Raw genomic sequence first — 25,523 nt, 5'->3', positions numbered from 1 at the left:
ACCAGTTCGCACCATATCCCACTCCTATCGATTGGACTGGTCACGCCAGTCCATACCACTCAACATTACTTCACTTCATTACCGCGGCACTAAGGTCTCATTTACAAGGGCATACTAGGCTTGGTATACTTTTTTCGTTTCAAAGAATCCCTTATGAAAGTTCGAGGTTTAACAGACAGCTATGATGATGGCAATACGTAAAAGACGCGGGTTCTTACACCCAACATTTGAACTTATTCTAGAATATATTTATGTTGTAATCGGTTCAGGGCTGGTGGCTCTGGCATTCTCTGTATTTCTCTTACCGAACCAGATTGCTTCAGGTGGAGTAAGTGGAATCTCGACCATTCTGTACGGGCTCTTCCAATGGAAGCCTTCCTACGTGCAATGGAGTCTCAATATACCTCTTTTCGTCGCGGGGCTTTTCTTTTTAGGAAGACGTTTTGGCGCGAAAACGTTAGTCGGAACACTTGTGCTGCCGTTCTTTGTTTTTATTTTTGAAGAGTGGGGACCAGCAACAGAGGAACCACTTCTAGGTGCCATTTTCGGCGGTCTAGGGATTGGAGCCGGGCTTGGAATCGTATTCCGTGGTAAAGCCTCAACAGGTGGAGTGGATCTACTTGCACAGATCATCCATAAATATATCGGTATCTCACTTGGAACGATTATCCTCCTTATTGATGGTACGATCGTTCTTGCATCTGCATTTATCTTTGGAATCGAACAAGCCCTTTACGCACTGATCGCCATGTTTATTACAGCAAAAACGATCGATGTTGTGCAGATTGGACTCGGTACATCTAAAATGGCGCTTATCATTTCTGATCACGAAGACGAGCTGCGCCAGGGAATCCTGACACATATCTACCGCGGGGTTACAAAGATTAACGCATTAGGCGGATACACACAGGATGAGCGGCCGATGCTGATGGTTGTTGTTGCACAATATGAAGTTACGAAATTAAAACAATATGTAAAAAGCGTGGATCCATCTGCATTCGTAATCGTTGTAAATGCGACCGAAGTGCTTGGTGAAGGGTTTAAACGCGGATAATTCCATAAGTCGATTCTTGCCAGCCGTTGACACTTTCGGCTGGTTTTTTGCACTATAAACAAATAACTTGTTCGCATCATGATAAAGATCGACGTGGAAACAAGATTATGGAATATGGTACAAGTGCAACTAAGGTTGAATGAAAAATGATGTCAAACAAGTTTTCTTTGTACATTTTGTAGGACTTATTACACAAACGCACCCATCTTACTACAGAATATGTAAGACAAGCCGATAAAATGAAGCGTGCATACAGGTCAAAAGTGCCTAATTTTCTAATCGATGGTCGACTTTCTCGACCGAATGTCGAAAAGTTTACATGCAGGTTTTTTCTGAAATTGAAGGATATCAGCGAATCATGTCGTATTTTATCTGTTACAACTGCAAGAAAACACTACAAAGGTCCCTTGTTTGCGACAAGATGAAATACAACTGTAATAAAATTGTCAGTCACAGATGTTATAATAGTTATTGCGGAAAAAAACTGACAATTATTGCGTTTTTGTCGAAAGACTTTATAAATAGAATGTTGATTGATCAGGGAAATATCTTTTTGGGGTAGTAAGGAAGTGATTTAGTTTGATAGAAATGATTGATGTGTGGAAAACATATCCGAATGGTGTTATGGCACTGAACGGGATTGACGTCTACATAGAAAAAGGTGAATTTGTTTATGTAGTCGGACCAAGTGGTGCTGGAAAATCTACATTTATAAAATGTATGTATCGTGAAGAAAAGCCAACACAAGGATCTATTATTATAAACGGCACGAATCTTGCTAAAGTAAAAGAAAGACAGATTCCAAAAGTCCGCAGAAAAATGGGAGTTATCTTTCAGGACTTTAAACTTTTACCGCGTTTAACTGTATATGAAAATGTAGCATTTGCGCTTGAAGTTATTGAGGAATCACCAAAAGTGATCAGAGAACGCGTTATGGAAGTTCTTGATCTTGTTAAGTTGAAAAATAAAGCCCGCATGTTCCCGGATGAGCTTTCCGGAGGGGAACAGCAGCGTGTATCGATTGCACGTTCTATCGTGAACCATCCGCCAGTTGTTATTGCGGACGAGCCTACGGGGAACCTGGATCCTGAAACCGCGTGGGAAATCATGGACATTTTTAAAGAAATCAATGCTCGTGGCACAACGGTTGTCATGGCGACTCACAATAAAGAAATCGTAAATACAATCACAAAGCGCGTAATTGCCATCGAAGGCGGCCGAATTGTACGTGATGAGGCGAAGGGGGATTACGGCTATGAAGATTAGAACATTAAAACGTCATTTCGTTGAAGCATTCAAAAGTATGGGAAGAAACGGCTGGATGTCATTCGCTTCGATCTCTGCAGTAACCGTAACACTTTTATTAGTAAGTGTATTCCTGGCAATTCTTCTAAACATCAACTATATTGCCAGCCAAATAGAAGATGATGTACAGATTAGAGCATATATCGAACGAACCGAAAAAGCTGAAAACTACGATACTTATCAGAAACAGCTTGAACAGCTTGATAAAGTAAAGACGGTTAAATATCAGTCCAAAGAAGAAGGATTAGATGAATTAATTGAAAGTCTTGGTGATGAAGGGGAAGCGTTCTCCTCATTAAAAAATGAAAACCCGCTGCGGGATGCGTTTATCATCTATACAGATAAGCCGCAAGATACAGCTGCGGTAGCGAAAGAAGTAGAAAAATTAAAATTCGTAAACAAAGTTGAGTATGGAAAAGGGACAGTTGAAAAACTCTTTAAAGTTACAGATGCTGCCCGCAACGTTGGGATCGTACTTGTTTTAGGACTCGTATTCACAGCGATGTTCCTGATCTCAAATACAATAAAATTAACGATTGTTACCCGCCGCCGCGAGATTGAAATTATGAAACTCGTTGGGGCAACAAATGGATTTATCCGCTGGCCATTCTTTATTGAAGGATTTGCATTAGGAGTATTTGGCGCTTTCCTTCCAATTGTTGTAATTGCAGTAGGATACCAAGCAATCTTTGATATCGTTAATCAGAAGCTTGGGACAGTGTTTATTGAGCTCTTGCCAGTAACACCACTTATTCCACAGTTATCTATATTGATGCTGCTAATCGGTGGAGTGATCGGCGTATGGGGAAGCTTAACGTCTGTCCGTAAGTTTTTGAAGATCTAATAGATAGCAGAAGTAAAGATTCATGAAAACGAAACAAATTAATAGGGGTTAGGGAGGAAAACGAATGAAACGTAAAGTGTTTGGTACAGTGTTATCTTTAAGTTTAGCACTGAGCGCTTTTACTGTGTATCACTCTGAATCCGTCGTTCACGCGGAATCTTTATCAAGCATCAAGAAAAAACAACAAGAGAATGCAAAGAAAGCAAAAGATTCAAAATCAAAGCTTGATTCAAACAAAAGCAGTCAGGCTTCACTAGAGACAGAAATCGCAAGAATCGATAAATTATCTTCTGATACAGATCAAAAAATCGAGCAGAAGCAAGCCGATATCAAGAAAACAAAAGATGAGATCGCTCAATTAAAAGATGAGATTGCAGTCGTTCAAAAACGAATCGACGAGCGCGACAAGCTCTTAAAAGAACGCGTTAACTCTATGTATGAATCTGGCGGAGCAGTTTCCTACCTAGAAGTTGTACTGGGTTCTAAGGATTTTGGTGATTTTCTTGACCGTGTACTTGCGCTGAATATGATTGCAGAACAAGACCGTCAGCTTTTAGAAGAGCAAAAGAAAGATAAAGAATTACTTGAAACCAAAATGGCTTCTGTTGAGAAGAAGCTTAGCAATCTTCAAAACGCAATGAAAGACTTGCAAAAACTTCAGCAGCAGCTGAAAGCACAAATGGCTGAAAAAGACCGTTTGATGGCTTCTCTTGTCAAAGAACAAGGGGCTTTAGAAGCTGAAATGCATAAAATCGAAAATGAAGCTGAAATCTTGAAGTCTCAAGAAGAAGCCTTTAAAAGAGAGCAAGAACGTGCAAGACAACGTGAAGCAGCTAAGCGTTCAAGTGGTGGGGGATCATCAGCAGCACCGGTAATCGGTAACGGTATGATCATTAAGCCAGCTGCCGGAAGAATCACATCTGGATTTGGTATGAGAAGCAGCGGTATGCATGAAGGAATTGACATCGCTCAAGGCGGAACAGTTCCAATTTATGCAGCAGCAGACGGAACAGTAATCAGAGCAGAGTATTCTTCTTCATACGGAAACGTAGTTTATATTTCTCATTCTATTGCAGGCCAGCAGTGGACAACTGTTTATGCGCATATGTCCAGCCTTTCTGTATCAAGCGGACAATCCGTTTCAAAAGGTACAAAACTAGGAAATATGGGTAACACAGGACGTTCTCATGGTCAGCATCTGCACTTTGAGCTTCACAAGGGACCTTGGAATGCAGGAAAAACAAATGCTGTAAATCCTGCGGCATATTGGTAAAATAAACACATAAAGTAAACAAGCTATTCATATAGTGAAGTAGGAGACAGGCTTCTTTCGTCGAATCTCTTACAATGGAAGGCATCGCACTTTGCAGGGTGTGATGCCTTTTCCTGCAAAAATGAGGTGAGCAGAATGAACGTAAATAAAAAGATGTTGGCCCTGCTGATTGTTGTTTCCTTGCTTGTTGGTGCTGGTGGTATGTACGGCTCAATGGCGCTGTTTGGAAATGACTCGAAATTTGTTCAAAACGGTGAAGTTAGTGATCTGCCAAAAACGAAAACAAAGATTAACAGCGAAGAAGAGTTTGCTAAGCTTCAAAAAACGTATGAGATCATTTCATCCCGATATGTAGAAGATGTAGATCGCGAAAAACTTCTTGAAGGTGCCATTCAAGGAATGGTGAAAACCCTAAAAGACCCGTATTCTGTTTATATGGATGAAGAAACCGCAAACCAGTTTACACAGTCGCTTGATTCATCTTTTGAAGGAATCGGGGCAGAAGTGAGCATGGTAGACGGTAAAGTAACAATTGTAGCGCCGTTTAAGGATTCACCTGCTGAAAAAGCGGGCTTAAAGCCGAATGACCAGATTGTAACGATCGATGGCAAAAGTATAGAAGGATTGGACCTCTACAAAGCCGTATTAAAGATCCGCGGGGAAAAAGGCTCAGTTGTTACATTAGGCGTAAAACGCAGCGGTATGAACAATGTGATGCCGATCAAAGTAAAGCGTGACGAGATTCCGATTGAAACCGTTTATTCCGACATCGAAAAAGCTAACGGAAAAAACATCGGTGTCATCGAGATCACTTCATTCTCCGAAGATACTGGGACAGACTTTAAAAAACAATTAACTGAGCTTGAAAAGAAAGGAATCGACGGGCTTGTGATTGATGTCCGTGGAAACCCTGGCGGATACTTAGAAGCTGTTGACAGTATTCTGCGCCAGCTCATTCCAGAGAACAAGCCATTTGTTCAGATTGAGGACAGAAAAGGAAACAAAGAACGTTATGTTTCCACGCTGAAAGAAAAGAAAGACTATCCAATTGTTGGACTAATCGATAAAGGGAGTGCTTCTGCTTCAGAAATTCTAGCAGCTGCGCTAAAAGAAGCTGGCAGTTATGATCTGGTTGGTGAGAAATCATTCGGTAAAGGAACAGTTCAGCAGTCTATCGACCTTGGTGATGGTTCGAACATCAAGCTGACATTGTTTAAGTGGCTGACTCCAGACGGAAACTGGATTCATAAAAAAGGTGTGAAGCCAACGTACGAAGTAAAACAGCCTGAATACTTCTATACAAATCCAATTTCAATTGAAAAACCGCTAGAATTTGATATGAATAATGAGCAAGTGAAAAATGCTCAAGTGATGCTGAACGGATTAGGTTTCCAAACAGGCCGTGAAGATGGTTATTTCGATGAAAAGACACAAGCTGCCGTAACAGCGTTCCAGCGTGCGAACAGTTTGAAGGCAACAGGTAAAGTCGATGAAAAAACAGCAGGGAAAATGGAGTCGAAAGTCATCGATTCCATCCGTGATGATAAAAATGATGTTCAGCGTAAAACAGCCATTGAATTGCTTGCAAAATAAGGGATAATGGCAGGAAAAAACAACCGAAACACGAATACTATCCGTAGAGGAATTATTCTCTGCGGATTTCTTTTGCACATCATAAAGGGGTAAAGTAGATGGGATCATTTAATGGTGGAGACATACTGTTTCAGCTAGTAGCTTTCTTAATGCTTGTTTTCTTCATCAGCTTAATCGGGATGTTTGTAAAACGGGCAGTTAAAACAGATAGAAGACTAAAAAGAATGGAAGAAAAAGTGGATGAATTGGAAGAAGAGAAAAGGAGAGAACGCCCATGACAGACACCTTTGTGAACGAACTGATAGAAGGCATCGGGCTGCTTTTTTTACACCCGCTTTTTTATGGATTTATTCTTGTCGCATTCTTAATCGGGCTTAAACGTGTTAAACGTGAACGAAAAGAATTCAAAGTTAAAGTTCATCCGGTAATTGATAATCTGATATTTTCATTGCTGCCAGGTATCCTTATCGGGCTCATCGGTTCCGTTATCTTTATTGCAGCAGGCGTAACATTGCCGGTCGGCATGATCGCTTTAATCGGTTTGATGTATCTTGTCCTAGCCCTGACGATGAAAACGCGGTTTATGGCGCCGGCGTATGCGGTGAGCTTAGCAGCTATCGCAGGTCTTTTACTGCCAAAAGTAAATACAGGTATGGAATTTTTGGATAAGTGGATTGAAGATATTCAAAGTACGCCGCTTGATTCCTTAGCTGTTATATTAGGAGTGTTATTGATTCAGGAAGGTATCTTAATCTTGTGGAAAGGTGCGGACCGTACATCACCACGGCTTTTCAAGGGAAAAAGAGGTCATTATGTAGGCGCGCATGAAGCGACGCGCTTCTGGATCGTACCTCAGTTCCTTGTTCTTCCTGTTGGTTCGATTCCGGTTTTAGATTGGTGGCCGTTGTTTCCGATGGGAGCAGTCGGTTTCTCGTTTTTCTTAGTTCCATTTGCGATCGGATATCGCCAGCTGGTTACGCACACACTGCCGGTTGAAGCGATTAAACATCTTGGTAAACAGGTGACGCTTTTAGGCATTCTCGTTTTAGCGATTGCGGTCGGCGGGCATTTTTTCAACCTTCCGCTGCTTATAGCCATTGCGATCGCTGCGGGTCTTGCCGGCCGTGAGCTTATTACACTCGTTACAAGCCAGCGCGATGACACAAGACCTTCTCTCTTTGTTCAGCGTGATAAAGGTGTAATTATACTTGCAGTTGTTCCAGGAACTCCTGCTGCAAAAATGGGCTTAAAGGTCGGGGAAGTGATCGTGAAAGTAAACGGTGTGACGCTGACACATGAAACAAGCCTGTACAGAGCGCTTCAAATCAACGCTGCCTACTGTAAACTCGAGGTTCTAGATCTGAACGGAGAGATTCGCTTTGTTCAAGGATCCTTGTATCAGAATGAACATCATCAGCTTGGAGTATTGTTGGTTCATGATGTAGTTGACAGAAACGTTGCAGTAGGGAACTAGTTGTGGTTTTTCATAATTTACCGGAATCTGGTCAAAATTCTGTGGAATGATTTTCATAATTTAGTGGAATTGCTTTATAAAAAGGGCTCATCAAAAGTGAGTTCTTTTTTTATTACTTTATTTAACAAACGGGCCATTTAATGGAATAAGGATTATTGAACAAACTGGACAGTTTAATAAGAATTTTAAATTATTCTGAATTTTCCGTGTTAAAATGAGGAAGGCATTAGATGCAGAAAGGAAGCTTAATATGGACAAATATAAAATAATTTTATTTGATTTAGATGGAACACTTTCAGACCCCAAAATTGGTATAACTAAATCTGTTCAATATGCGTTACAGAAAATGGACATTGATGAGCCTAATTTCGATAAACTTGAATGTTTTATCGGTCCACCACTTCAAGCTTCATTTGCTGAATATTACGAATTTGATAAGGAAAATACACAAAAGGCGATTGATTATTACCGGGAAAGGTTCAAGGATAAGGGCATGTTTGAGAATGAGTTATATTTATATATTCCTTTACTGTTAAAATCATTAAAAGAACAACAATATACTTTAGTTGTTGCAACTTCTAAGCCTACTGTATTTTCTGAACAAATACTAAAATATTTTAATATTGACCAGTATTTTGAACTTGTTGTTGGAAGTTATCTTGATGGAACAAGAACATCAAAAACTGAAATTATTCAATACATACTTGATAAGTACAATGAGCATAGGCTAGATGATTTTATTATGATTGGTGACAGAAAACACGATATTATTGGTGCAAATAATACTGGTATTGACTCTATTGGAGTAACTTATGGGTATGGTTCATTTAAAGAATTAAGTAATTCTAACCCTACACATATTGTCAATAGTGTTGACGAGATAAAAGATATTTTAATAGCAAGTAAAGTTGAATAAAGGATGACATTTTATTATTCAGCTAAAGGGTGCTTTAATGGAATAAGTATTAATATATATAAATCACCATACGATTTATATACAAAAACGTTAAAAGCACTGCAAATTGAACTGCATCAATTAGTTGTTAAATATATTGGAGCAAGTTCATATTGAATTAGAAATTGCCAAAACCCTGATGAAATTGCAGTAACTAATAATACATAGATAAATATTAAACTCAATCTTAATTTGCTAACCAATGGAATGCCCTCCTGTATGGTGGTCTATTACAATAATCTTTAGATATATATGAGACAAGCAAATAAAATAAGACTTTAACTAAGTATTTTTATTTGGTAGTCATCTTCTTCAACAAACGGGTGCGATTGCTGCATAAGGCGATCGCACCTTTTAACTCAACAAAAGGGTAGTTTTATGGAACAAGACCAGGAGGTGTTTATATGCCTAATCGTTCAAATGAGGAATTGTTAGCTGGTGGTAACGTCTCAAAAGTTGAACGGTCAGGTAATACAGTTAGACGAGAATTAAAGTCAAATAGCAAAAGAATTCATGCACTGTTAAAACATCTTGATAACAAAGGGTACGATTATGCTGCTAAATACCTTGGTATCGATGAAAAAGGAAGAGAGATTTTATCATTTATTGAAGGAGAAGCTGGTAATTATCCTTTAAAACAATATATGTGGTCAGATGATGTCTTACAAGAAATAGCGAAAATGCTGCGTCAATATCATGATTCTGTAAGCGACTTTTCATTTGATGATAGTTGGAAATCCTTAGATAATACCCCACAACATGAGGTATAATTTCCTCCAGATCCGGGCCTCGGCTTTCCCACAGGTGCACCTCCTAATATGCCAACATCAATGAGTGGCCATGCGGTACTACATTCTATGGCTTCTTTATCGCCTATATCTGTCTGATTGTAGCAACGATTATTTTTGCACTACCGTTTGCTGCAGAAGGGGAGTGTGGCTGGAGAACCTATTGCATAGCGACCGGTATCATTTCACCATTACTTATTATTTTGGGAATAGGTATTAATAGTTGGACTGTTTGAACATGCGATGCGCTGGAATTGTTGCCTTCGGATGGGTATCCGGTCTTGCCACCCAATTACTTGCTTATGCTCCCACTCTTCTATTTAGCGAAAAGGATTTTACTTCCAGCCGACGAAAGTATTAAGGAAATCGAAAAAATTTTATAATTGCTGTCGAACCAGGCAAGGTTGGTTCGTCGTATAGATAGAAGCGGAAATACCCGGACTGTTTTTACATCGGTATACGAAGCTTCAAAGTAAAATAGGAGGTAAACACATATGAGATTTATGATGATTGTCAAGGCTACAACTGATTCAGAGGCAGGGGTTATGCCAAGCCAGGAACTTATTGATGCTATGCAAAAGTATAATGAGGAATTGGTAAAAGCCGGTGTGTTACTCGCAGCCGATGGCCTGCAGCCTAGCTCAAACGGGATTCGGATTTCTTATCCAGAACCCGGAGGAAAACCAAAGGTTATGGACGGTCCGTTTACGGAGGCAAAAGAATTGATAGCGGGATATACACTAATTGAAGTTAAATCGAGGGAAGAAGCGATCGAATGGGCTCTACGCATGCCGGATCCCCACCGATATGGACAGGGGGAAATTGAGATCAGACAGGTGTTCGAGGCGGAGGACTTAACTGAAAATCCCGAATCGCTGGCAAAAGACGCAACACTTCGCAAACAAATTGAGGAGCAAAAAAGCCGTGACTTTATCCCAAACACATCGAACCATTGATGCGATATGGAGAATGGAGTCAGCTAAGCTAATTGCAAGTTTAACCCGAATACTACGTGACGTGGGTTTAGCAGAGGATCTTGCACAGGATGCTTTGGTAATTTCACTAGAAAGATGGCCGGAGACCGGTATTCCTGACAACCCGGGTGCCTGGCTGATGACAACGGCCAAACGGCGCGCAATCGATCTTATACGTAGAATGAAGCTGCGTGATCAGAAGTATGTAGAGATCGCCCGTAGTATGGATTTATATACAGAGGATGACATTGATAATATTTTGGATGGGGAGATCGGTGACGATCTCCTTCGTCTGATCTTTATGACCAGTCATCCAGTGTTATCACAGGATGCTAGAGTTGCCCTAACACTTCGCCTGTTATGCGGTCTTACTACAGATGAAATCGCACGTTCTTTCCTCGTTGCCGAATCAACGATTTCCCAGCGGATTGTTCGGGCCAAAAGAACCCTTAGGGCCGAGAAGATTCCTTTTGAGTTACCTACAGGAGAAGAGCGTAAAGAACGTCTGTCTGGAGTACTCGAGGTGATTTACTTGATGTTCAATGAAGGGTATTCAGCAACCTCTGGAGATCACTGGATTCGTCCGCTGCTATGTCAGGAGGCACTAAGACTCGGACGCGTACTGGCCGAGGTCGTACAACATGATCCAGAAGTTCACGGGCTTGTTGCATTAATGGAGATTCAATCTTCGCGACTTAAAACCCGGGTTAGCCCTACAGGTGAACCCGTACTTCTGATGGAGCAAAACCGGGCGCAGTGGGATCGCCTGTTGATCGGTCGGGGCTTAGCAGCACTTGAGCGCAGTCAAAAACTTGGGCCCCCGTTCGGTCCATACTCATTGCAGGCTGCGATTACTGCTTGCCATGCCCAGGCGCCTACCGTAGCTGAAACCGATTGGATCCGAATTGCCGCTCTTTACGAAGCACTGTCCAGGGTAACTCCATCGCCGATCGTGGAATTAAACCGGGCAGTTGCCATATCCATGGCATTTGGACCCTCCTTAGGACTACAGATTGTCGACGAGCTGAGTACCGAAACTTCCCTAAAAGGATACCATTTATTGCCTAGCGTTCGAGGCGATCTTCTTGTCAAGCTGGGACTATTCGATGATGCCCGTAGAGAATTTGAACGTGCGGCGTCGATGACTCGGAATGACCATGAGAAAGAGCTCTTACTTAATCGTGCACTGAAGTTGCGAAAAGGCGATACGTTTTGAGCACATAAAAACCCACCCACCAAATAGGGTTGGTTCCACTGTTGGAGAAGTCATTTTTAGAATCAAATTTCTCTTTAGTGGGAGGGGAATCGAATGCTGATTGTCAAAAAAGAGCTATAAAAGTTTTAAAAGAAATATTAAATGTTTTTAGAGATAAAAAAGTAGTAATAGGTTCTCACGGGGCTGTTATGACCTTGATGATGGGATATTTCGATAGTAATTATGACTTGAATTTTTTACATAACACATCAAAACTTGATATTTATAGAATGGAATTCAATGAACAGGAATTAGTGAGTGTTAAAAGATTATGGAGTGTACAAATTGGTGTTAGACAATAAGAACTACTTTTGTTGTTTAGCAATGAAATTCTTGAAAAAGGTCCGCTTGTTAGCTCTGATATTATTGCTGAACTTTTGAATAAATAATTTCAAATTAATTGAATGTTATTCCACAATCGGGTGCGATCGTATTATAAGGTTAACCAGATTTTACTGGTTGACCTTTTTTATATAGGACCTATTATATCGGTAGCCAGGGTAGGACGTTCGGGTGCGTGGGACAGGATTCCGTGAAGAAAACAGTCCGCCCCCTACTTGTAGAAACATGTTTGAGGCTGGTTGGGACATTGATCTCGTATAACAAGCGAAGCTATGATACTTCAAGGTGGAAAAGGGTTACTGGTGAGTAATTAACTAAGGGAGAGATGAAGAATGAATCCAGTCGTTGGTCTGGATGTTTCAAAAGGGGAAAGTCAAGTTCAAGCATTTTTGGATAAGGGGAGTCCTTACGGGAAAAGTTTTACTATTTCTCATATAAATGAGGAATTAGTTGAATTAATGCATTTTTTAAAAGAGGTAGAGTGTGTGTCAGGAGTTAGGCCATCTGTCATATTAGAGTCCACAGGACATTATCATACTCCAGTGATACAGTTTTTAGAGGAACAAAATTTTATGTATATCTTGATTAATCCATTACTATCACATCAAGCTAAGAAATCTAGTTTAAGAAAGGTAAAAACAGACGAAATCGATGCATATCGGTTATGTGAACTGTATTACAAGGAAGAACTTGAGCCATATAAAAAGAGAGGGATTAACCTTTTAAACCTTCGTCATCTAACAAGACAACATGAAACACTTACAGGTCTCTATGTTCAAGCGAAACTACAGTTTCATGCGATATTAGATCAGGTGTTTCCTGAATATAGAGGAGTATTTGGAGACTTGTATTCGAAAGTGTCTCTAAATACATTGTTAGAGTTTAGTACTTCAGAATCTGTATTACAAACTGGGGAAGATAGCTTAACTGATAAGATTGCAAGTTTGTGTCTGAGTCGTTCAGAGCGTTGGGCAAAAGAGAGGGCTATAAAACTTATTGAAGCAGCACATCGAAATCCGTTTAAAAATACAATGTATCAGAGTCAACTGACTAGTCTTGAAATGTATATTCACATGCTTCTCCAATATCAAGAGCATCTAGCAAAATTAGATCATCAAATAGATGCCCTTGCAGGAGAAATAGAAGAATATAAGATTATCCAATCGATCCCTGGTATCGGAGCAAGAATCGCGGCCACGATTCTTTCAGAAATTGGAGAGATTGAAAGGTTTAATCATCCTAAGAAATTAGTTGCCTTCTCTGGAATTGATCCGAGTGTTCATTCGTCTGGTAAATTTACTGCGACGATTAATCGAATTACCAAAAGAGGCTCTAGTAGGTTACGACACACATTATATATGGCAGTTCTCTGTGGTATAAGAAGTTCCCGTAATAAGAAACTCAAAGTATTTTATGATCGAAAACGAGAGGAAGGAAAACCATTCAAAGTAGCAGTAATCGCTTGTGTTAACAAGCTCTTACATTGGATTTATACCATACTAAAGAGAAAAGAACTTTTCCAAGATATATACTAATTGATAGATTCATGTAAATTATGAAGAACCTTCCAAAAATAGATTGGAGGGTTATTTGGCATGTCTTAGAATTATAACATGGATGTTTTAAAAATTTTTATAGAAAGTATTGACATCCTATTAGCTGGTTTTCTTGAATAAGAAGGATCACCTTTTCTTATTGAGCTAAAGGGCAGTTTACTTAAATAAGAGATATGAAGACAGGTGGTATTCTGAACTTTTTAATGCAATAAAGCATTGATTTCATCAGGAGTGAGTTTTAACTTTTGTCCTGCTGCAATAATAGAAGATGTTATTATTGAAACATCGTTATCGACTGTTTTGTTATAACGTTGAAATTCAAATTGTAAAGACATATCCTTTGGGTTTTCTATGCTTTTTATCGTTGATTCCATTGCTAATCCTCTCACGAGATAAACATCTCTAGCACTAGCTAACGCATTTTCTAAATCCTTTTTCACATCTTTTGGTAAATTGGAAGGTATTTGTAGATCCCATATCAATGAATTTGCTTCACTTGCAGCAGCTCTAGCATAACTCTCTTGATCATATAGATCTTTACTGTTCCCAGCCCCATCTTTAACTAACTGAACTTGACGTTCAAATTCTTTTACTTCGTTCGTTACATCTTTCTCAAGCGAAGTAATACTTTTCACAAATGATTTAAATGATTCTTGACTCGCTAATTGTTCATCTATAACCTTTTCTTTTAACCATAACCCAAACACCACACTAATAATTAACAAAATAGCTGCTGTTATCATGTAGTTTTTAACTTTTTCATTTTTCATCAACATTTTCTATCACCTCGTTTTCAATATATTTTTTTAACTTTAATAATGTAGCAGATATATATACAATTATATTCGAAGTAAACCAATTAAAATTTTATTCAATTAAAGGGTGCATTTCTTTAGGAAGGAGAAGTGCTCTTTTTATTGAATTATTGAACAAACAGGCAGGATTGTGGAAGAAGAATAGTCCAAACTGTACTAAGCGCAACATTGTGTCGTCGATCCGAAATTCAGTATAAATCTTAGCAAAAAGTTTCACATTGAGGCCATCATGATCTTTATAAGCTTTTCTGTCAAATAAAAGCTAATCTATTATGTATCAAATACTACTCTCTTGTCCTATTTTTATATAGATAATTTTGAAAGGTTTTTTAAGATTTTTTATTTATTGTGTCGATTTTGATGTTTTCCGTTCGTTGTTTTTATAAAGAGGTCAATTAGGGGATTTGCCTCTAAAAAGAAGGAGGAAATTTTTATGCTATTTATGCTGATTGTCAAAGCCTCGAAGAATTCGGAGGGCGGAAATCGCCCGAGCTCAGAGCTCAATGAAGCCATGAGGAAGTACAATGAGGAATTAGTTAAGGCAGGCGTGCCGGTTGCGGCTAAAGGACTTCATCCAAGTTCAAATGGAATTCGCATTTCGTATCCTAAACCAGGGGAAAAGCCGGTGGTTACGGATGGCCCATTTACGGAAACGAAAGAATTGATTGCCGGGTTCATTCTGATTGATGTGAAATCGAGGGAAGAAGCCATCGAGTGGGCCATGCGGATGCCGGACCCGATGGGACATGGGGAAGGTCAGATTGAATTGCGTCAAGTATATGAGGCGCCGGAGCTGACCGAAATGTTGGCAAAAGAAGCTGAATTACACGAGAAATCAGAGTAAAAAAGACCATAGTGACAACCTATAGAACCCATCGTACCATTGAAGGAATCTGGACCGTCGAATCAGCCAGAATTATAGCCGGTGTTGCCCGAATTATTCAAGATGTCAGTATTGCAGAGGATTTAGCGCAAGATACGTTGGCCATTGCAATTGAAAAATTCTTTTTAGTAAAAAATTCAAGTACAAAGGTGAAGTCCTATGAGCAAAGTCGTCATTCTAGCAGAAAAACCATCACAAGCTAAGGCTTATTCAGACGCCTTTTCTATAAAAAAGAAAGATAAATCGTTTATTGAGTTAAATCCATGCAGCATATTTCCAAATGGCGCAGTGATAACATGGGGAATTGGTCATTTGGTAGAGCTGAAGCAACCTAAAGAATATAAGTCAGAGTGGGGAACTTGGCGATTATCTTCATTACCGATCTTGCCTGAACGTTATGAATTTAAAGTAGCTTCAGGAAAATATGAACAGTTTAACGCGGTAAAACGGTTATTTAAAGAAGCTGACATTATCATTAACGGTTGTGATGTTGATCGTGAGGGTTCGAACATCTTTTATTCGATTTACCATATGACAGGTGTGAGAGGCAAAATCATTAAACGGCTTTGGATTAACTCTCTAGAAGTGGAAGAGGTTCAAAAAGGGTTTTCTAACCTTCATGATAACGAGAAGGATTTATTGCTTTATTCTGAAGCAAAAACACGTCAAATCTCAGATTGGCTCGTTGGCATGAACGGAAGTCGTTTATATACGTTACTTTTACAGCAAAAGGGGCTTACGGATAGCTTGAGCATTGGCAGGGTGCAGTCGCCAACAACGTACTTGATCTACCAAAGACACCTCGAGATCGAGAATTTTGTTCCAAAACCTTTTTATGAAATTGAAGGAAACTTTACAGCAGCAAACGGAAAGTATAAAGGCAAAGCAAAAATTAAAAGTGAAAAACAAGAAGAAGTTCAACAGCTGTTAAATCAGCACAATATTACTGGAAAAGATACGGGCATCATTAAAGCCGTGTCAAAAAAGGAAATGCGAATCAAATCACCTAAGCTGCACGCTCTCTCCACTTTGCAAGCAACAGCAAATAAACGGTGGAAATACAGTCCGAAGAAGGTTCTTGATACGGTTCAGAAATTGTACGATAAGAAAATTCTATCCTACCCAAGAACAGACACGCAGTACATAACGGAAAATGAGTTTGCCTATCTATCTGCTAATCTTGAAAGCTATCAAGATCTCATTGAGAACCGTTTTACCACAGCTTCTAAATGGCCTAGTAAAAGGTATGTGGATGGATCAAAGGTACAAGAACACTATGCGATTGTTCCGACAAAAAAGGTTCCAACGCGTGCAAAAATTCAAGGGTTATCAACAGAAGAGAGAAACATTTACTTTGAAGTATTAAACACAACCTTAGCTATGTTTCATCATGATTATGTGTACGAAGAAACAAAAGTAACAACGGATGTGAACGGTTTAGACTTTGAGACGGTAGGAAAAAAAGAAATCAGCAAAGGTTGGAAGGAACTGTTTAATCATGGTTCAAAAGACAGCTCAGCTAAGAAAGATGAAGCTTCTCCACAAGCTCTTCCTAAACTTGAAAAAGGGGAAAAAGTGAAGAGTGTCGTCAAAATGAAAGAAGGAATGAAAACCCCTCCGAAACCCTACACGGAAGGTCAACTGATTTCCATGATGAAAACGTGTGGAAAATCGGTTGAAAATGAAGAAGAAATGGAAATATTAAAAGAAGTAGAAGGCTTAGGTACTGAAGCTACAAGAAGTGGAATCATCGAAACCATAAAAAAACACCAATACATCGAAGTTAGAAAGAACATAGTTCATATTACCGAAAAAGGGAAGATTTTATGTCAGTCGATAGAAGGTAACCTGCTTTCCAGCCCTTCTATGACGGCCAAATGGGAAACATATCTAAAGAAAATCGGAAACGGAAACGGTACACCTCATGCCTTTTTAGGAAGTATAACAAAATTCCTATATAAGTTAATTGAAGAAGTACCTGGACAACTGAATGCAGAATCAATCCAACAAAGTATTGATGTGGTTAAGAAAGTGAATCAGAACCCGATCGCTCTATGTCCTCGTTGTAAAAAAGGAAGCATCAGCGTGAATCGTTCATACTATAGCTGCTCAGAATATGCGAATGGTTGCAAACAAACCTTTCCAGGAAAATTACTTAGTAAAAATATTACTGAGAAACAGGTGAAGGATTTGTGCACGAAAGGCAAAACAAATGTCATTAAAGGATTCAAGCCAAAAGCGAAAGAGAAGAGAAAGTTCGATGCTATGCTCATATTAAAGAATGATTTAACGATAGGTTTTGAGTTTCCTAAAAGCAATTTGCTAAGAAATGAATAAAGATAATAATTTGGTCCTTTCGGCTAAGCATACAAATGCACTTAAGCCTTTGTTATTTCATTAAAGGATGCGTTAATCTCAAAAGGATTAACGCTTTTTTTATGGAACTTATTTAAACAAACGAGCAGATTTGTTGAATAAGGATATTTTTATGTTTTAAGCAAATTTGAATTAAAATAGGAGTATGAGATATGAAGATCAATAGAATAGATCATGTGAGTATTAACGTAAACGATCTTTCAAAGGCTAAAGAGTTTTTTCTTGATTTAGGACTTGAAGTGAAAGCCGAATGGGAAATAGAAGGAGAACAGTTGGACAGAATAGTTGGGCTTAAAAATGTTAAAACGACATGTGTAGGGTTGGGGATGCCAGATGGTTCAGCATGGATAGAACTAGTCAAATTTTATACGCCGTCTGATGAAATAGATATTCAGCAACCTTTTGCAAATACTCTGGGTATCCGACATATTTGCTTTGCTGTTGAAGATATTGAAGCTATTATTGCAAAGTTGAAAAAGAAGGGGACGGAAATCTTTAGTGAGATTCAGCAATAATAAGAAAGTTATAAGTTATGCTACGTTCGTGGTCCAGAGGGAATTATTTTAGAGTTGGCGGAGAAAATCAGATAAATATTGAATGGGACTTTAAACGATTTAGAACTCTAACTTTAAAGATTTCTCATAAACTATCGGGTGCATATCTTTAAGAAGGAGAAATACTCTTACTGCTTTTCATTATTAATCTAAAATAATCAAGGAGAGGGATAATCAGATGAACCCTTTGTTATTAGATATTCCTTTACAATTAGAAACTGAAAGGCTAATTCTTCGAGCACCACTTCAAACTGGAGACGGAGAAATTGTGTATGAAGCAATTAGAGATTCCTTTTATGAATTAAAAGCGTGGTTGTCACTTTTCCAAGAAATTCCTACTGTTGAAGAAACAGAGATCATGTTAAGGAATGCTCATATAAATTTTTTAAAAAGGGAAAGTTTTCGTTTTCTTATCTTTGATAAAGGTGGCGGCAAGGACTTAATTGGAACGGCGAGCCTTCATAGGATTGACTGGGACATTCCAAAATGTGAAATGGGATACTGGATTAATACAAAATATAGCGGTAATGGATATATGACGGAAGCAGTAAAGGAGTTAGCTAACTTCGGATTAAATCACCTCGCATTTAAGAGGATTGAAATAAGATGCGAATCAAGAAACTTTAAGAGTCGCTTTATACCGGAAAAACTTAGTTTTATATTGGAAGGTACTTTAAGGAATGAGGATCTATCCGCAGATGGCAGCAAGCTGACTGACACTTGTATTTATTCTAAAATAAATTAACATCGCTTAAATTAAAGGCAGCTAATCCATGCATTTCTTCAAGAAAAGGGTGCATTTCTTCAAGAAGGAGAAATGCACTTTATATTGATATTTAGAACGGAGCTTAAAATAAAGGTAATCTAGTGAGGATTATAAATGGTTAAATTGAATGAGATAGACTTTGCTTATTTTATTGGACAAGTCGTAAAAGATGTTAATACCAAAGAAACTCAACTTTCATTATCTTTTTTGAAAACGGAAGGTTAATGATTGAATGTCCCTGAAGAATTCGGCAAAAATAAAGAAATAGTGTTAGGTGAAACAGATCTTATATCTGATTCGAAAAAATTCTCATTAAATAATGCAAAAAAAATACTATTATCTAAGAGAATAATAAATAAATCATTATATGAAGATCTATTATTTATTATCGAGTTTGAAGATAACCTGAGCTTGGAATTATTTCACGCTAGTTGTTATTTTGAGGGATGGACATTGCAGGGGGAGAATGGATTGGACATCTGGACACTACCTGGAGGTACGGTTTGTTATTAAATTAAAGTCAGCATTCCTATAATGAGTTATTCAGCAATCGGGTGCGATTGCGGAATTACAATGGCTTATTTTTTCTAAGTAATTATGAAATATCGAACAAAATTTTTATCTTTTACTTCTGTATTCTAATGAATTTTGAACTATTGTATGGTTTTATTCCTTTTATAAAAGCGTTCAATTCTAAGAAATTATGAAAAGTCACACTAGTTGTGGTTTTTCATAATTTACCCGGAATCTGGTCAAAATTCTGCGGAATGATTTTCATAATTTAGCGGAGTTGCTTTATAAAAAGGGCTCATCAAAAGTGAGTTCTTTTTTTTATTCTTTATTTAACAAACGGGCCAAATTGTGGAGTAACATTTCTTAAGGACATTGGATATTTCGAGAAAGTAAAGATACAATTAATACTTATATAGTTTATTGATGATGAAAGATAATGAGGTAGGAAAAAAATGATTGTAAAAACAGAAGAAGATTTTAATGGTTTGAAAGAAATTGGCAAAATTATTGCAGCAATTAGAGATGAATTGGTACAAAGAACAATTCCTGGCATAACGACCAAAGAACTTGATGATATAGCCGGAGAACTTTTAGAAAAAGCAGGTGCAGTTTCAGCTCCAAAAGGTGAATATGATTTTCCTGGCTATACTTGCATTAGTCTTAATGAAGAAGTGGCACATGGTATTCCGGGTCATCGGGTTATTCATGAAGGGGACCTAGTAAATATAGATGTATCTGCTTCAAAGAACGGTTATTTCGCAGATACAGGAATCTCATTTGTAGTAGGAAAAGGAGAAGAAGTATTAACGAGAATATGCGACGTTGCTAAAAAGGCATTTGAAGCAGGTCTTAAGAAAGCAAAACCCGGTTCCAAAAAAAGTAGAATCGGAAAAGCAGTATTTGAAACAGCGAAACAGCATGGATTCACTGTTATCAAAAACCTTACAGGACATGGTGTTGGACGTAGAATACACGAAGCACCTGACCATATTTTAAATTATAATGATCCATGGGATAATGAAATATTAAAGGAAGGGATGGTTATCGCATTCGAACCATTTATCTCAACCTTTGAAGAAGAAGTATTCCAAAAAGAAGACGGTTGGACCTATGCTACAGAAAAAAGCTATGTAGCTCAATTAGAACATACGATTATCCTTACTAAAAATGGCCCGATTATTGTCACACTTTAATGATGAATAATTGTTATTCAACAAACTTGTGCGATTGTTGAATATCTAAAGAGCTGTTTACGCAGCTCTTTATTATTGAATTAAGAAGCAAAGCAGGATTGTGGAGATATGGTTATACCTTGCTCCTTTTATCATCTTTAAAATAATCATAATTAATGGTTTTAACTATAAATGTATGGTTTGTTTGAACTCCAACGTTATGGGCAAGAACGAGTATTGAAAGTTCGTTGGTTAAAAGGAAATGGAATAGAATTGTTTGCTCATTGCCAAGATTATATGCATAAAATGCAGAACATTTAGGAAAGGGTTGTATAAAATTAAACGCCTATCGCCCAACGGCTGCAAGTATAAACAAATTGCCGATAGCAACGCACAAACAAAAAAATAAGTGTACTACCCTTATCCTAATTCGGTTTCTTGAAATGAAATAGTTCCTATTTTTTTGCCCGTTTCATTATCAATAAGTAGATGCCCGTATAGTTTGCGAACTAACCAATACATTTCATCAGGATCATAAGCTACTATTACATCTTTTTGTAACTCTCCATTCCCTTCGACAGTTACATTGTATCTTTTTCTCTTAGGATGCATTAAATCAACTCCTAGAAGTGTAATCACAATAGAATACCCGAAATTATACCTTTTTCAAACATAATATGGTAATTATCAATTGACCTTCCCTTTATTGGTAATCCTACACGTTCCCTATTGTTTTGATGTTGTTTTTGATTGAACTGATTTTTAAAGAAAAAGTTATTGACACCAAAAATAAAGAAATGATATTATTAAATATTTGATAAAAAAACGCATATATGGTATCCTGTAGAAGGTTACCATATATGGAGGTGGATTATATGTTTCAAATTGGCGATAACATTGTTTATCCAATGCACGGAGCAGGTATAATTGAAGCCTTAGAAGAAAAAGATTTCCCAGGGGAAAAACAACAGTATTATGTCATAAAAATGTCAATCAGTAATATGCAAGTTATGATTCCAACGCGTAAAATATTGAGTTCAAGTATACGACCAGTTACTGATATACATGCATTAAAACACATCATACACATTTTTCAGCATGGAGAATCAGATAGATTACTACCGTGGAAACAAAGGTATAAAGTAAATACGGACAAACTAAAAACGGGTGAAATACAGGAAGGTGCTGAAGTTGTACGTGATTTAATGCGTATGAAGAAAGAAAAAGCACTTAATACAAGCGAAAAAAAAATGTTGGATAATGCATATGAATTTTTGATTAGTGAACTTGAAGTAATTGAAGGAATCACTGAAAATCAAATAAAAAGTTTCTGTTAAGGTTAATTATAGATAATATATTGCATTCCAAAAAATATCCTGAATTTTACGGGATATTATGATTAAAAGTAAAGCATTTCAAAGACATTCAACTTCTTCAACTTACTTTTAGAACATTAGCCTCTTTTGTTATTCTACAATTTAATCCATTTTTATTATTTAAACCTCTTCTACGAACATTTGAAATTTTACCAAAAAACTCGACAATATTAGTCACTTGATATTTGTAATACTGATTCACACTGGCACGGACAAGGAGCCGTAAGGATGGAAGAGAGGTAGGGCTTTCATTGTTTTAGGTATATCTAAGTGATTATTTTTCTAGAAGGAAAAAACAATCAATCTCACCTCTATCTTTAAGAATTTCTTACATCCACTGTGACAGTGAATAGGAATTGTTTATCTTCTTTTTATAAAAGATACACGAGTTGGTAACATATAAATATATGGTTAACGATAAAAAATGACGCAATTTCTAGAACGATTGTTAATATTGTTCTTCAACGAACGGGTGCTTTTCTTCAAGAAGGAGAAGTCCTCTTTTTTATTGAACTTATTGAACAAACGTAGCAGGATTGTTGAATTAGACAATGTAACTTAAGAAAGATTTTTAACGACTAACTTTACTGAGGAGGAATTTATATAAAAATTAAACATTTCCTTTCTTTTGTAATGTTAGTTGTTTTTATATGTACTTTAATATTTCCAACTAAATCACTTGCAACATCTTGGGCTTATTCATTTGTAGTTTGGGAGGATAATATTTATGTTGTTAGTGACGAATATGTTAGCGAAATAAAAAGTGAAATTGGTCAAGTAACTAAGTATTCAGATATGAAATCATATCCTGGTAACTTCTCAAATACCTTTGAAAAAGGGACTAAGTATTATTCAATAAAAGGCATTAGCCCTAATGAAGCAATAGCAATTGAAGAATCTAATGGTCGATATATAATGGTTTATCGTGATGGAGAATATGAAGTAAGAAGTGTTTTTGATGGATATTTCGACGGGCAACTGGGTGTAATTAAAATTTTTGTCCTCTTAATAATAGGAATAATAGCTGTTATTCTTATTTATAAATTTAAGAAGAACAATAGAAAAAATGGAGATTTATTCCACAAAAGGGTGCTTTAATGGAATAAGGATGTGAAAAAATGATCAGACTGAAATCTGATCATTTTTGATGTTAATTACATATTCAATATAGTGCTATTTCATCACTACCGATATTCTCCTTAAAAAGAGAACCAGTTTAATAAAAGATACTCCCTCATAAAAAAATATTCACATATATGGTATGGAAAAATACAGATTACTAGAATATACAAAAATTATAGGAAGTATTATCTTGAAACTTTAAGCGATTTTTGTTTGTTTATTTCCCATAAATAAAAATGAGAGTTTAATGTAAATATTCATTATAATGGAAAATACAATATGGATAACGCTGCTCATTAGACTGTAACTTGATAAAGGGGGCTACATTTTCATGAAAATTTTATTACGATATAAAGGCAGAAATTGTCCTTTAAAAAAAGCGAAAGGGCTTTAATATGCGTCCATATCACTTATTTCTATTTCTTTTTCTTACTGTTTTGATAACTGCTTGCTTTGGAGATTTAAATCATAAGGTCCACATTAACAAGGAGTCAAAAGTGCATGAACACGAAGAGAATGATAAAGTGATAAAACAAACCTTGAATTTTGCGACTAAAGGAAGGGTCCAAGAAAGTGATTTTAGATTATTGGATTCTATAGATGAGGTTCATAAAAGTTGGGGAAATCCTTCAAAAACAGATCTTTACAAAGAGTATTACTATGACGAGTATTCCAATAGAAATACTGTCTTTGGGTATTCGGCAGATGGAGAAATATTTGATATTCGATCGTACAACAAGGAGTTTAGAACACTAACCACTACTGAAATAATTTCTTCGATAGGAAAACCTTCATATACAAGGAATATAAATGACGAAACAATTTATGGATATAAACTAAAGGATGGCATCGAATTAAAGTTTATAGTTCCTGATTCTACTGGAAAAGTTGATCACATCTCTGTTTATAAGCCAGTGGAAAATGATAAAAAACAAGATCCGCCTATGTTAGAAGAAAAATATATACTAGATATTAAAGGTAATTCTGAAAAGTTGTCGGGAACTGCCTGGGCTAATATGAAAAGATCTCGCGAAGAGATGAAAGCTTTCGCAAAAGATTGTAAGGGAAATATTTTTTTAAATGGTTTGAATCAAAAAATGGTAGCATTAACGTTTGATGATGGACCAGACAAAGAAATAACACCAGGGGTTATTGATATCTTAACTAAGTATCAAGTGAAAGGCAGTTTCTTTTTTATCGGAGAAAAAGTGCAGAAAAACCAGGATGTTGTCAAAAAAGCATATCATGCCGGAAATTTGGTCCTTAGTCATAGCTTCTACCACAATGATCTTAGTAAAGAGGGAAAGACTAAAATAGCAGAGGATCTAAGAATGAGCAATGAGGCAATCGAGGATGTAATTGGTAAAAGCCCTGCATTATTTCGTCCCCCTTATGGAGCAATAAATGAACATGTAATATCTACTGCAAAAGATCAAAATCTAAAGATCGTTTTTTGGTCTATCGATACCCTGGATTGGTCTCAAAAAGAAAGCAATAATATCAGCCACAATGTATTAAAGAATGTTCGTAATGGGGATATCATTCTTTTTCATTCGAATGAAGATAAGATTGAAACTTTAAAAGCTCTGCCCTCTATAATCATGGGTCTACAGAAAAAAGGCTTTCAAATCGTAACACTCGATAAACTTTTAGAAGTGAAGGCGTATAAGTAATAATTAAAAAAGAAGCTAGGTTAGGTTCCATATCCTTATTCAACAATCGGGTGCTTTTATTTAAATTCAATCTGAATGGTATTAGCTATAGAACATAGAATTGGAGGAATTTAAATGGTATTTGACTTAAAGGGTGAATCAAATATGGCACCAATTGTCGGGCTTCTGTATTCAACTGTAAAGGAAAATTTTCAACGATTAAAGTCAATTACTGAAGGCATGTCACAAGAAGAAATAGACTACCATGGTCCAAATGGAGAGTTTAATAGTACAGGACAATTGATAAGACACTTAGCTTATGTTGACCTTAACTGGATTTATAGAATTAAAGGTGAACCTTTACCATATTCTTTGGAAGAGAAATATGGACCAATTTCAGATGAAAATAATCGACTCCCTAGGGTTAAAGGAGTCCCTTTGGGGAATCTATTATCAGAATATGAGGAAGTATATGATTTATTTAGATCCCAATGTTTTGAGTTAACTGATACTGATTTAGATAGAATTGTTGCATATGAGAAGGGAAAGGGAGCTACTGTTCGGTGGGGGATATGGCACATAGCAGACCATAATAGATACCATCAAGCTCATATAAATCAACTGCGGAAATGGTTTAAAGAAAAAAACTAATCCAATATTTATTCTATTAAGGGCACTTTTCCGGAACACGGAAAGTGTCTTTTTTAACGGAATAAAGGATTGAGTTAAATAACAAGTTTTGAAATAATTGTAATTAAGCAAACGGGCAGCATTCCTGTAATGAAGAAAAACGAGGTTTGAGAATTAAAACAACCTCCTGATAAGATAAAGATGTCCTAAAGCTGGCCAGCGAAAGGGACAAATTATCTACCAGGAGGCCT

The 25,523-nt window shown here is 37.1% G+C and carries 23 protein-coding genes and 2 pseudogenes; 23 read left to right on the top strand and 2 right to left on the bottom strand.

Going from position 1 to position 25,523, the window contains the following annotated elements; translation table 11 throughout:
* Positions 1–181 precede the first annotated feature (181 nt).
* The 13 genes and pseudogenes from M3196_RS07765 to M3196_RS07705 all read left to right on the top strand — a co-directional run bounded on the left by M3196_RS07765 (position 182) and on the right by M3196_RS07705 (position 13,392).
* Positions 182–1,054: a YitT family protein gene (locus tag M3196_RS07765; protein WP_251321644.1), complete on the top strand. Its 873-nt coding sequence runs from the start codon at positions 182–184 to the stop codon at positions 1,052–1,054.
* A gap of 579 nt (positions 1,055–1,633) precedes the next feature.
* Complete coding sequence (ftsE, locus tag M3196_RS07760) at positions 1,634–2,320, top strand: cell division ATP-binding protein FtsE (protein ID WP_251321643.1); 687 nt, start codon at positions 1,634–1,636, stop codon at positions 2,318–2,320.
* Entirely contained in the window at positions 2,310–3,203 is an 894-nt protein-coding gene (ftsX, locus tag M3196_RS07755; protein ID WP_251321642.1) for a permease-like cell division protein FtsX, read from the top strand. The genes ftsE and ftsX overlap by 11 nt, the downstream gene beginning before the upstream one ends.
* A 64-nt stretch (positions 3,204–3,267) precedes the next feature.
* Positions 3,268–4,476 (top strand): murein hydrolase activator EnvC family protein, encoded by a 1,209-nt coding sequence (locus M3196_RS07750; RefSeq protein WP_251321641.1) that lies wholly within the window; start codon positions 3,268–3,270, stop codon positions 4,474–4,476.
* A gap of 135 nt (positions 4,477–4,611) precedes the next feature.
* Complete coding sequence (locus tag M3196_RS07745) at positions 4,612–6,069, top strand: S41 family peptidase (protein WP_251321640.1); 1,458 nt, start codon at positions 4,612–4,614, stop codon at positions 6,067–6,069.
* A gap of 98 nt (positions 6,070–6,167) precedes the next feature.
* A complete protein-coding gene (locus tag M3196_RS07740; RefSeq protein WP_251321639.1) occupies positions 6,168–6,347 on the top strand; it encodes a hypothetical protein in 180 nt (59 codons plus the stop codon).
* Positions 6,344–7,543, top strand: coding sequence for a PDZ domain-containing protein (locus M3196_RS07735; RefSeq protein WP_251321638.1), 1,200 nt, complete (start codon positions 6,344–6,346; stop codon positions 7,541–7,543). The genes M3196_RS07740 and M3196_RS07735 overlap by 4 nt, the downstream gene beginning before the upstream one ends.
* 250 nt (positions 7,544–7,793) lie before the next feature.
* Entirely contained in the window at positions 7,794–8,459 is a 666-nt protein-coding gene (locus tag M3196_RS07730) for an HAD family hydrolase (protein WP_251321637.1), read from the top strand.
* A gap of 443 nt (positions 8,460–8,902) precedes the next feature.
* Positions 8,903–9,253, top strand: a pseudogene (locus M3196_RS07725) (aminoglycoside phosphotransferase); the annotation flags it as partial.
* A 527-nt stretch (positions 9,254–9,780) separates the two neighbouring features.
* A complete protein-coding gene (locus M3196_RS07720) occupies positions 9,781–10,242 on the top strand; it encodes a YciI family protein (protein WP_251321636.1) in 462 nt (153 codons plus the stop codon).
* On the top strand, positions 10,211–11,476 hold the full coding sequence (locus M3196_RS07715) for an RNA polymerase sigma factor (protein ID WP_251321635.1): 1,266 nt from the start codon (positions 10,211–10,213) through the stop codon (positions 11,474–11,476). Before M3196_RS07720 ends, M3196_RS07715 begins: the two co-directional genes overlap by 32 nt.
* Before the next feature lie 29 nt (positions 11,477–11,505).
* A pseudogene (locus M3196_RS07710) lies at positions 11,506–11,817 on the top strand (histidine phosphatase family protein); the annotation flags it as partial.
* Positions 11,818–12,189: 372 nt separating this feature from the next.
* Positions 12,190–13,392: an IS110 family transposase gene (locus M3196_RS07705; RefSeq protein ID WP_251321603.1), complete on the top strand. Its 1,203-nt coding sequence runs from the start codon at positions 12,190–12,192 to the stop codon at positions 13,390–13,392.
* 221 nt (positions 13,393–13,613) lie between these two features.
* On the opposite strand, the gene M3196_RS07700 is transcribed toward M3196_RS07705, so the two are convergent.
* Positions 13,614–14,189 (bottom strand): hypothetical protein, encoded by a 576-nt coding sequence (locus tag M3196_RS07700; RefSeq protein ID WP_251321634.1) that lies wholly within the window; start codon positions 14,187–14,189, stop codon positions 13,614–13,616.
* Positions 14,190–14,661: 472 nt separating this feature from the next.
* Here M3196_RS07700 and M3196_RS07695 point away from each other — a divergent pair, with 472 nt between their 5' ends.
* The 6 genes from M3196_RS07695 to map all read left to right on the top strand — a co-directional run bounded on the left by M3196_RS07695 (position 14,662) and on the right by map (position 20,513).
* Entirely contained in the window at positions 14,662–15,072 is a 411-nt protein-coding gene (locus M3196_RS07695; RefSeq protein ID WP_251321633.1) for a YciI family protein, read from the top strand.
* A gap of 198 nt (positions 15,073–15,270) precedes the next feature.
* Complete coding sequence (topB, locus tag M3196_RS07690; protein WP_251321632.1) at positions 15,271–17,448, top strand: type IA DNA topoisomerase; 2,178 nt, start codon at positions 15,271–15,273, stop codon at positions 17,446–17,448.
* Positions 17,449–17,639: 191 nt separating this feature from the next.
* Positions 17,640–18,002, top strand: coding sequence for a VOC family protein (locus tag M3196_RS07685; RefSeq protein WP_425310980.1), 363 nt, complete (start codon positions 17,640–17,642; stop codon positions 18,000–18,002).
* Between the two features lie 217 nt (positions 18,003–18,219).
* A complete protein-coding gene (locus M3196_RS07680) occupies positions 18,220–18,786 on the top strand; it encodes a GNAT family N-acetyltransferase (RefSeq protein WP_251321631.1) in 567 nt (188 codons plus the stop codon).
* 249 nt (positions 18,787–19,035) lie between these two features.
* Positions 19,036–19,320 (top strand): hypothetical protein, encoded by a 285-nt coding sequence (locus M3196_RS07675; RefSeq protein WP_251321630.1) that lies wholly within the window; start codon positions 19,036–19,038, stop codon positions 19,318–19,320.
* A gap of 452 nt (positions 19,321–19,772) precedes the next feature.
* Positions 19,773–20,513, top strand: a complete 741-nt coding sequence (map, locus tag M3196_RS07670; protein WP_251321629.1) for a type I methionyl aminopeptidase — start codon at positions 19,773–19,775, stop codon at positions 20,511–20,513.
* A gap of 399 nt (positions 20,514–20,912) precedes the next feature.
* Here map and M3196_RS07665 read toward each other — a convergent pair whose 3' ends face one another.
* A complete protein-coding gene (locus M3196_RS07665; protein WP_066287560.1) occupies positions 20,913–21,104 on the bottom strand; it encodes a hypothetical protein in 192 nt (63 codons plus the stop codon).
* A 263-nt stretch (positions 21,105–21,367) separates the two neighbouring features.
* On the opposite strand from M3196_RS07665, the gene M3196_RS07660 reads away from it, so the two are divergent.
* The 4 genes from M3196_RS07660 (at position 21,368) to M3196_RS07645 (ending at position 25,293) form a co-directional block, all read left to right on the top strand.
* Positions 21,368–21,829, top strand: a complete 462-nt coding sequence (locus M3196_RS07660; RefSeq protein ID WP_251321628.1) for a CarD family transcriptional regulator — start codon at positions 21,368–21,370, stop codon at positions 21,827–21,829.
* 672 nt (positions 21,830–22,501) lie between these two features.
* A complete protein-coding gene (locus M3196_RS07655; protein ID WP_251321627.1) occupies positions 22,502–22,966 on the top strand; it encodes a hypothetical protein in 465 nt (154 codons plus the stop codon).
* A gap of 521 nt (positions 22,967–23,487) precedes the next feature.
* Positions 23,488–24,663: a polysaccharide deacetylase family protein gene (locus M3196_RS07650; RefSeq protein ID WP_251321626.1), complete on the top strand. Its 1,176-nt coding sequence runs from the start codon at positions 23,488–23,490 to the stop codon at positions 24,661–24,663.
* Positions 24,664–24,777: 114 nt separating this feature from the next.
* Positions 24,778–25,293, top strand: coding sequence for a DinB family protein (locus M3196_RS07645; RefSeq protein ID WP_251321625.1), 516 nt, complete (start codon positions 24,778–24,780; stop codon positions 25,291–25,293).
* Positions 25,294–25,523 lie beyond the last annotated feature (230 nt).

The sequence above is a fragment of the Fictibacillus nanhaiensis genome, assembly GCF_023715445.1.
GTDB classification, from domain to species: domain Bacteria; phylum Bacillota; class Bacilli; order Bacillales; family Fictibacillaceae; genus Fictibacillus; species Fictibacillus nanhaiensis_D.
This window is presented reverse-complemented; position numbering and strand designations above follow the sequence as displayed.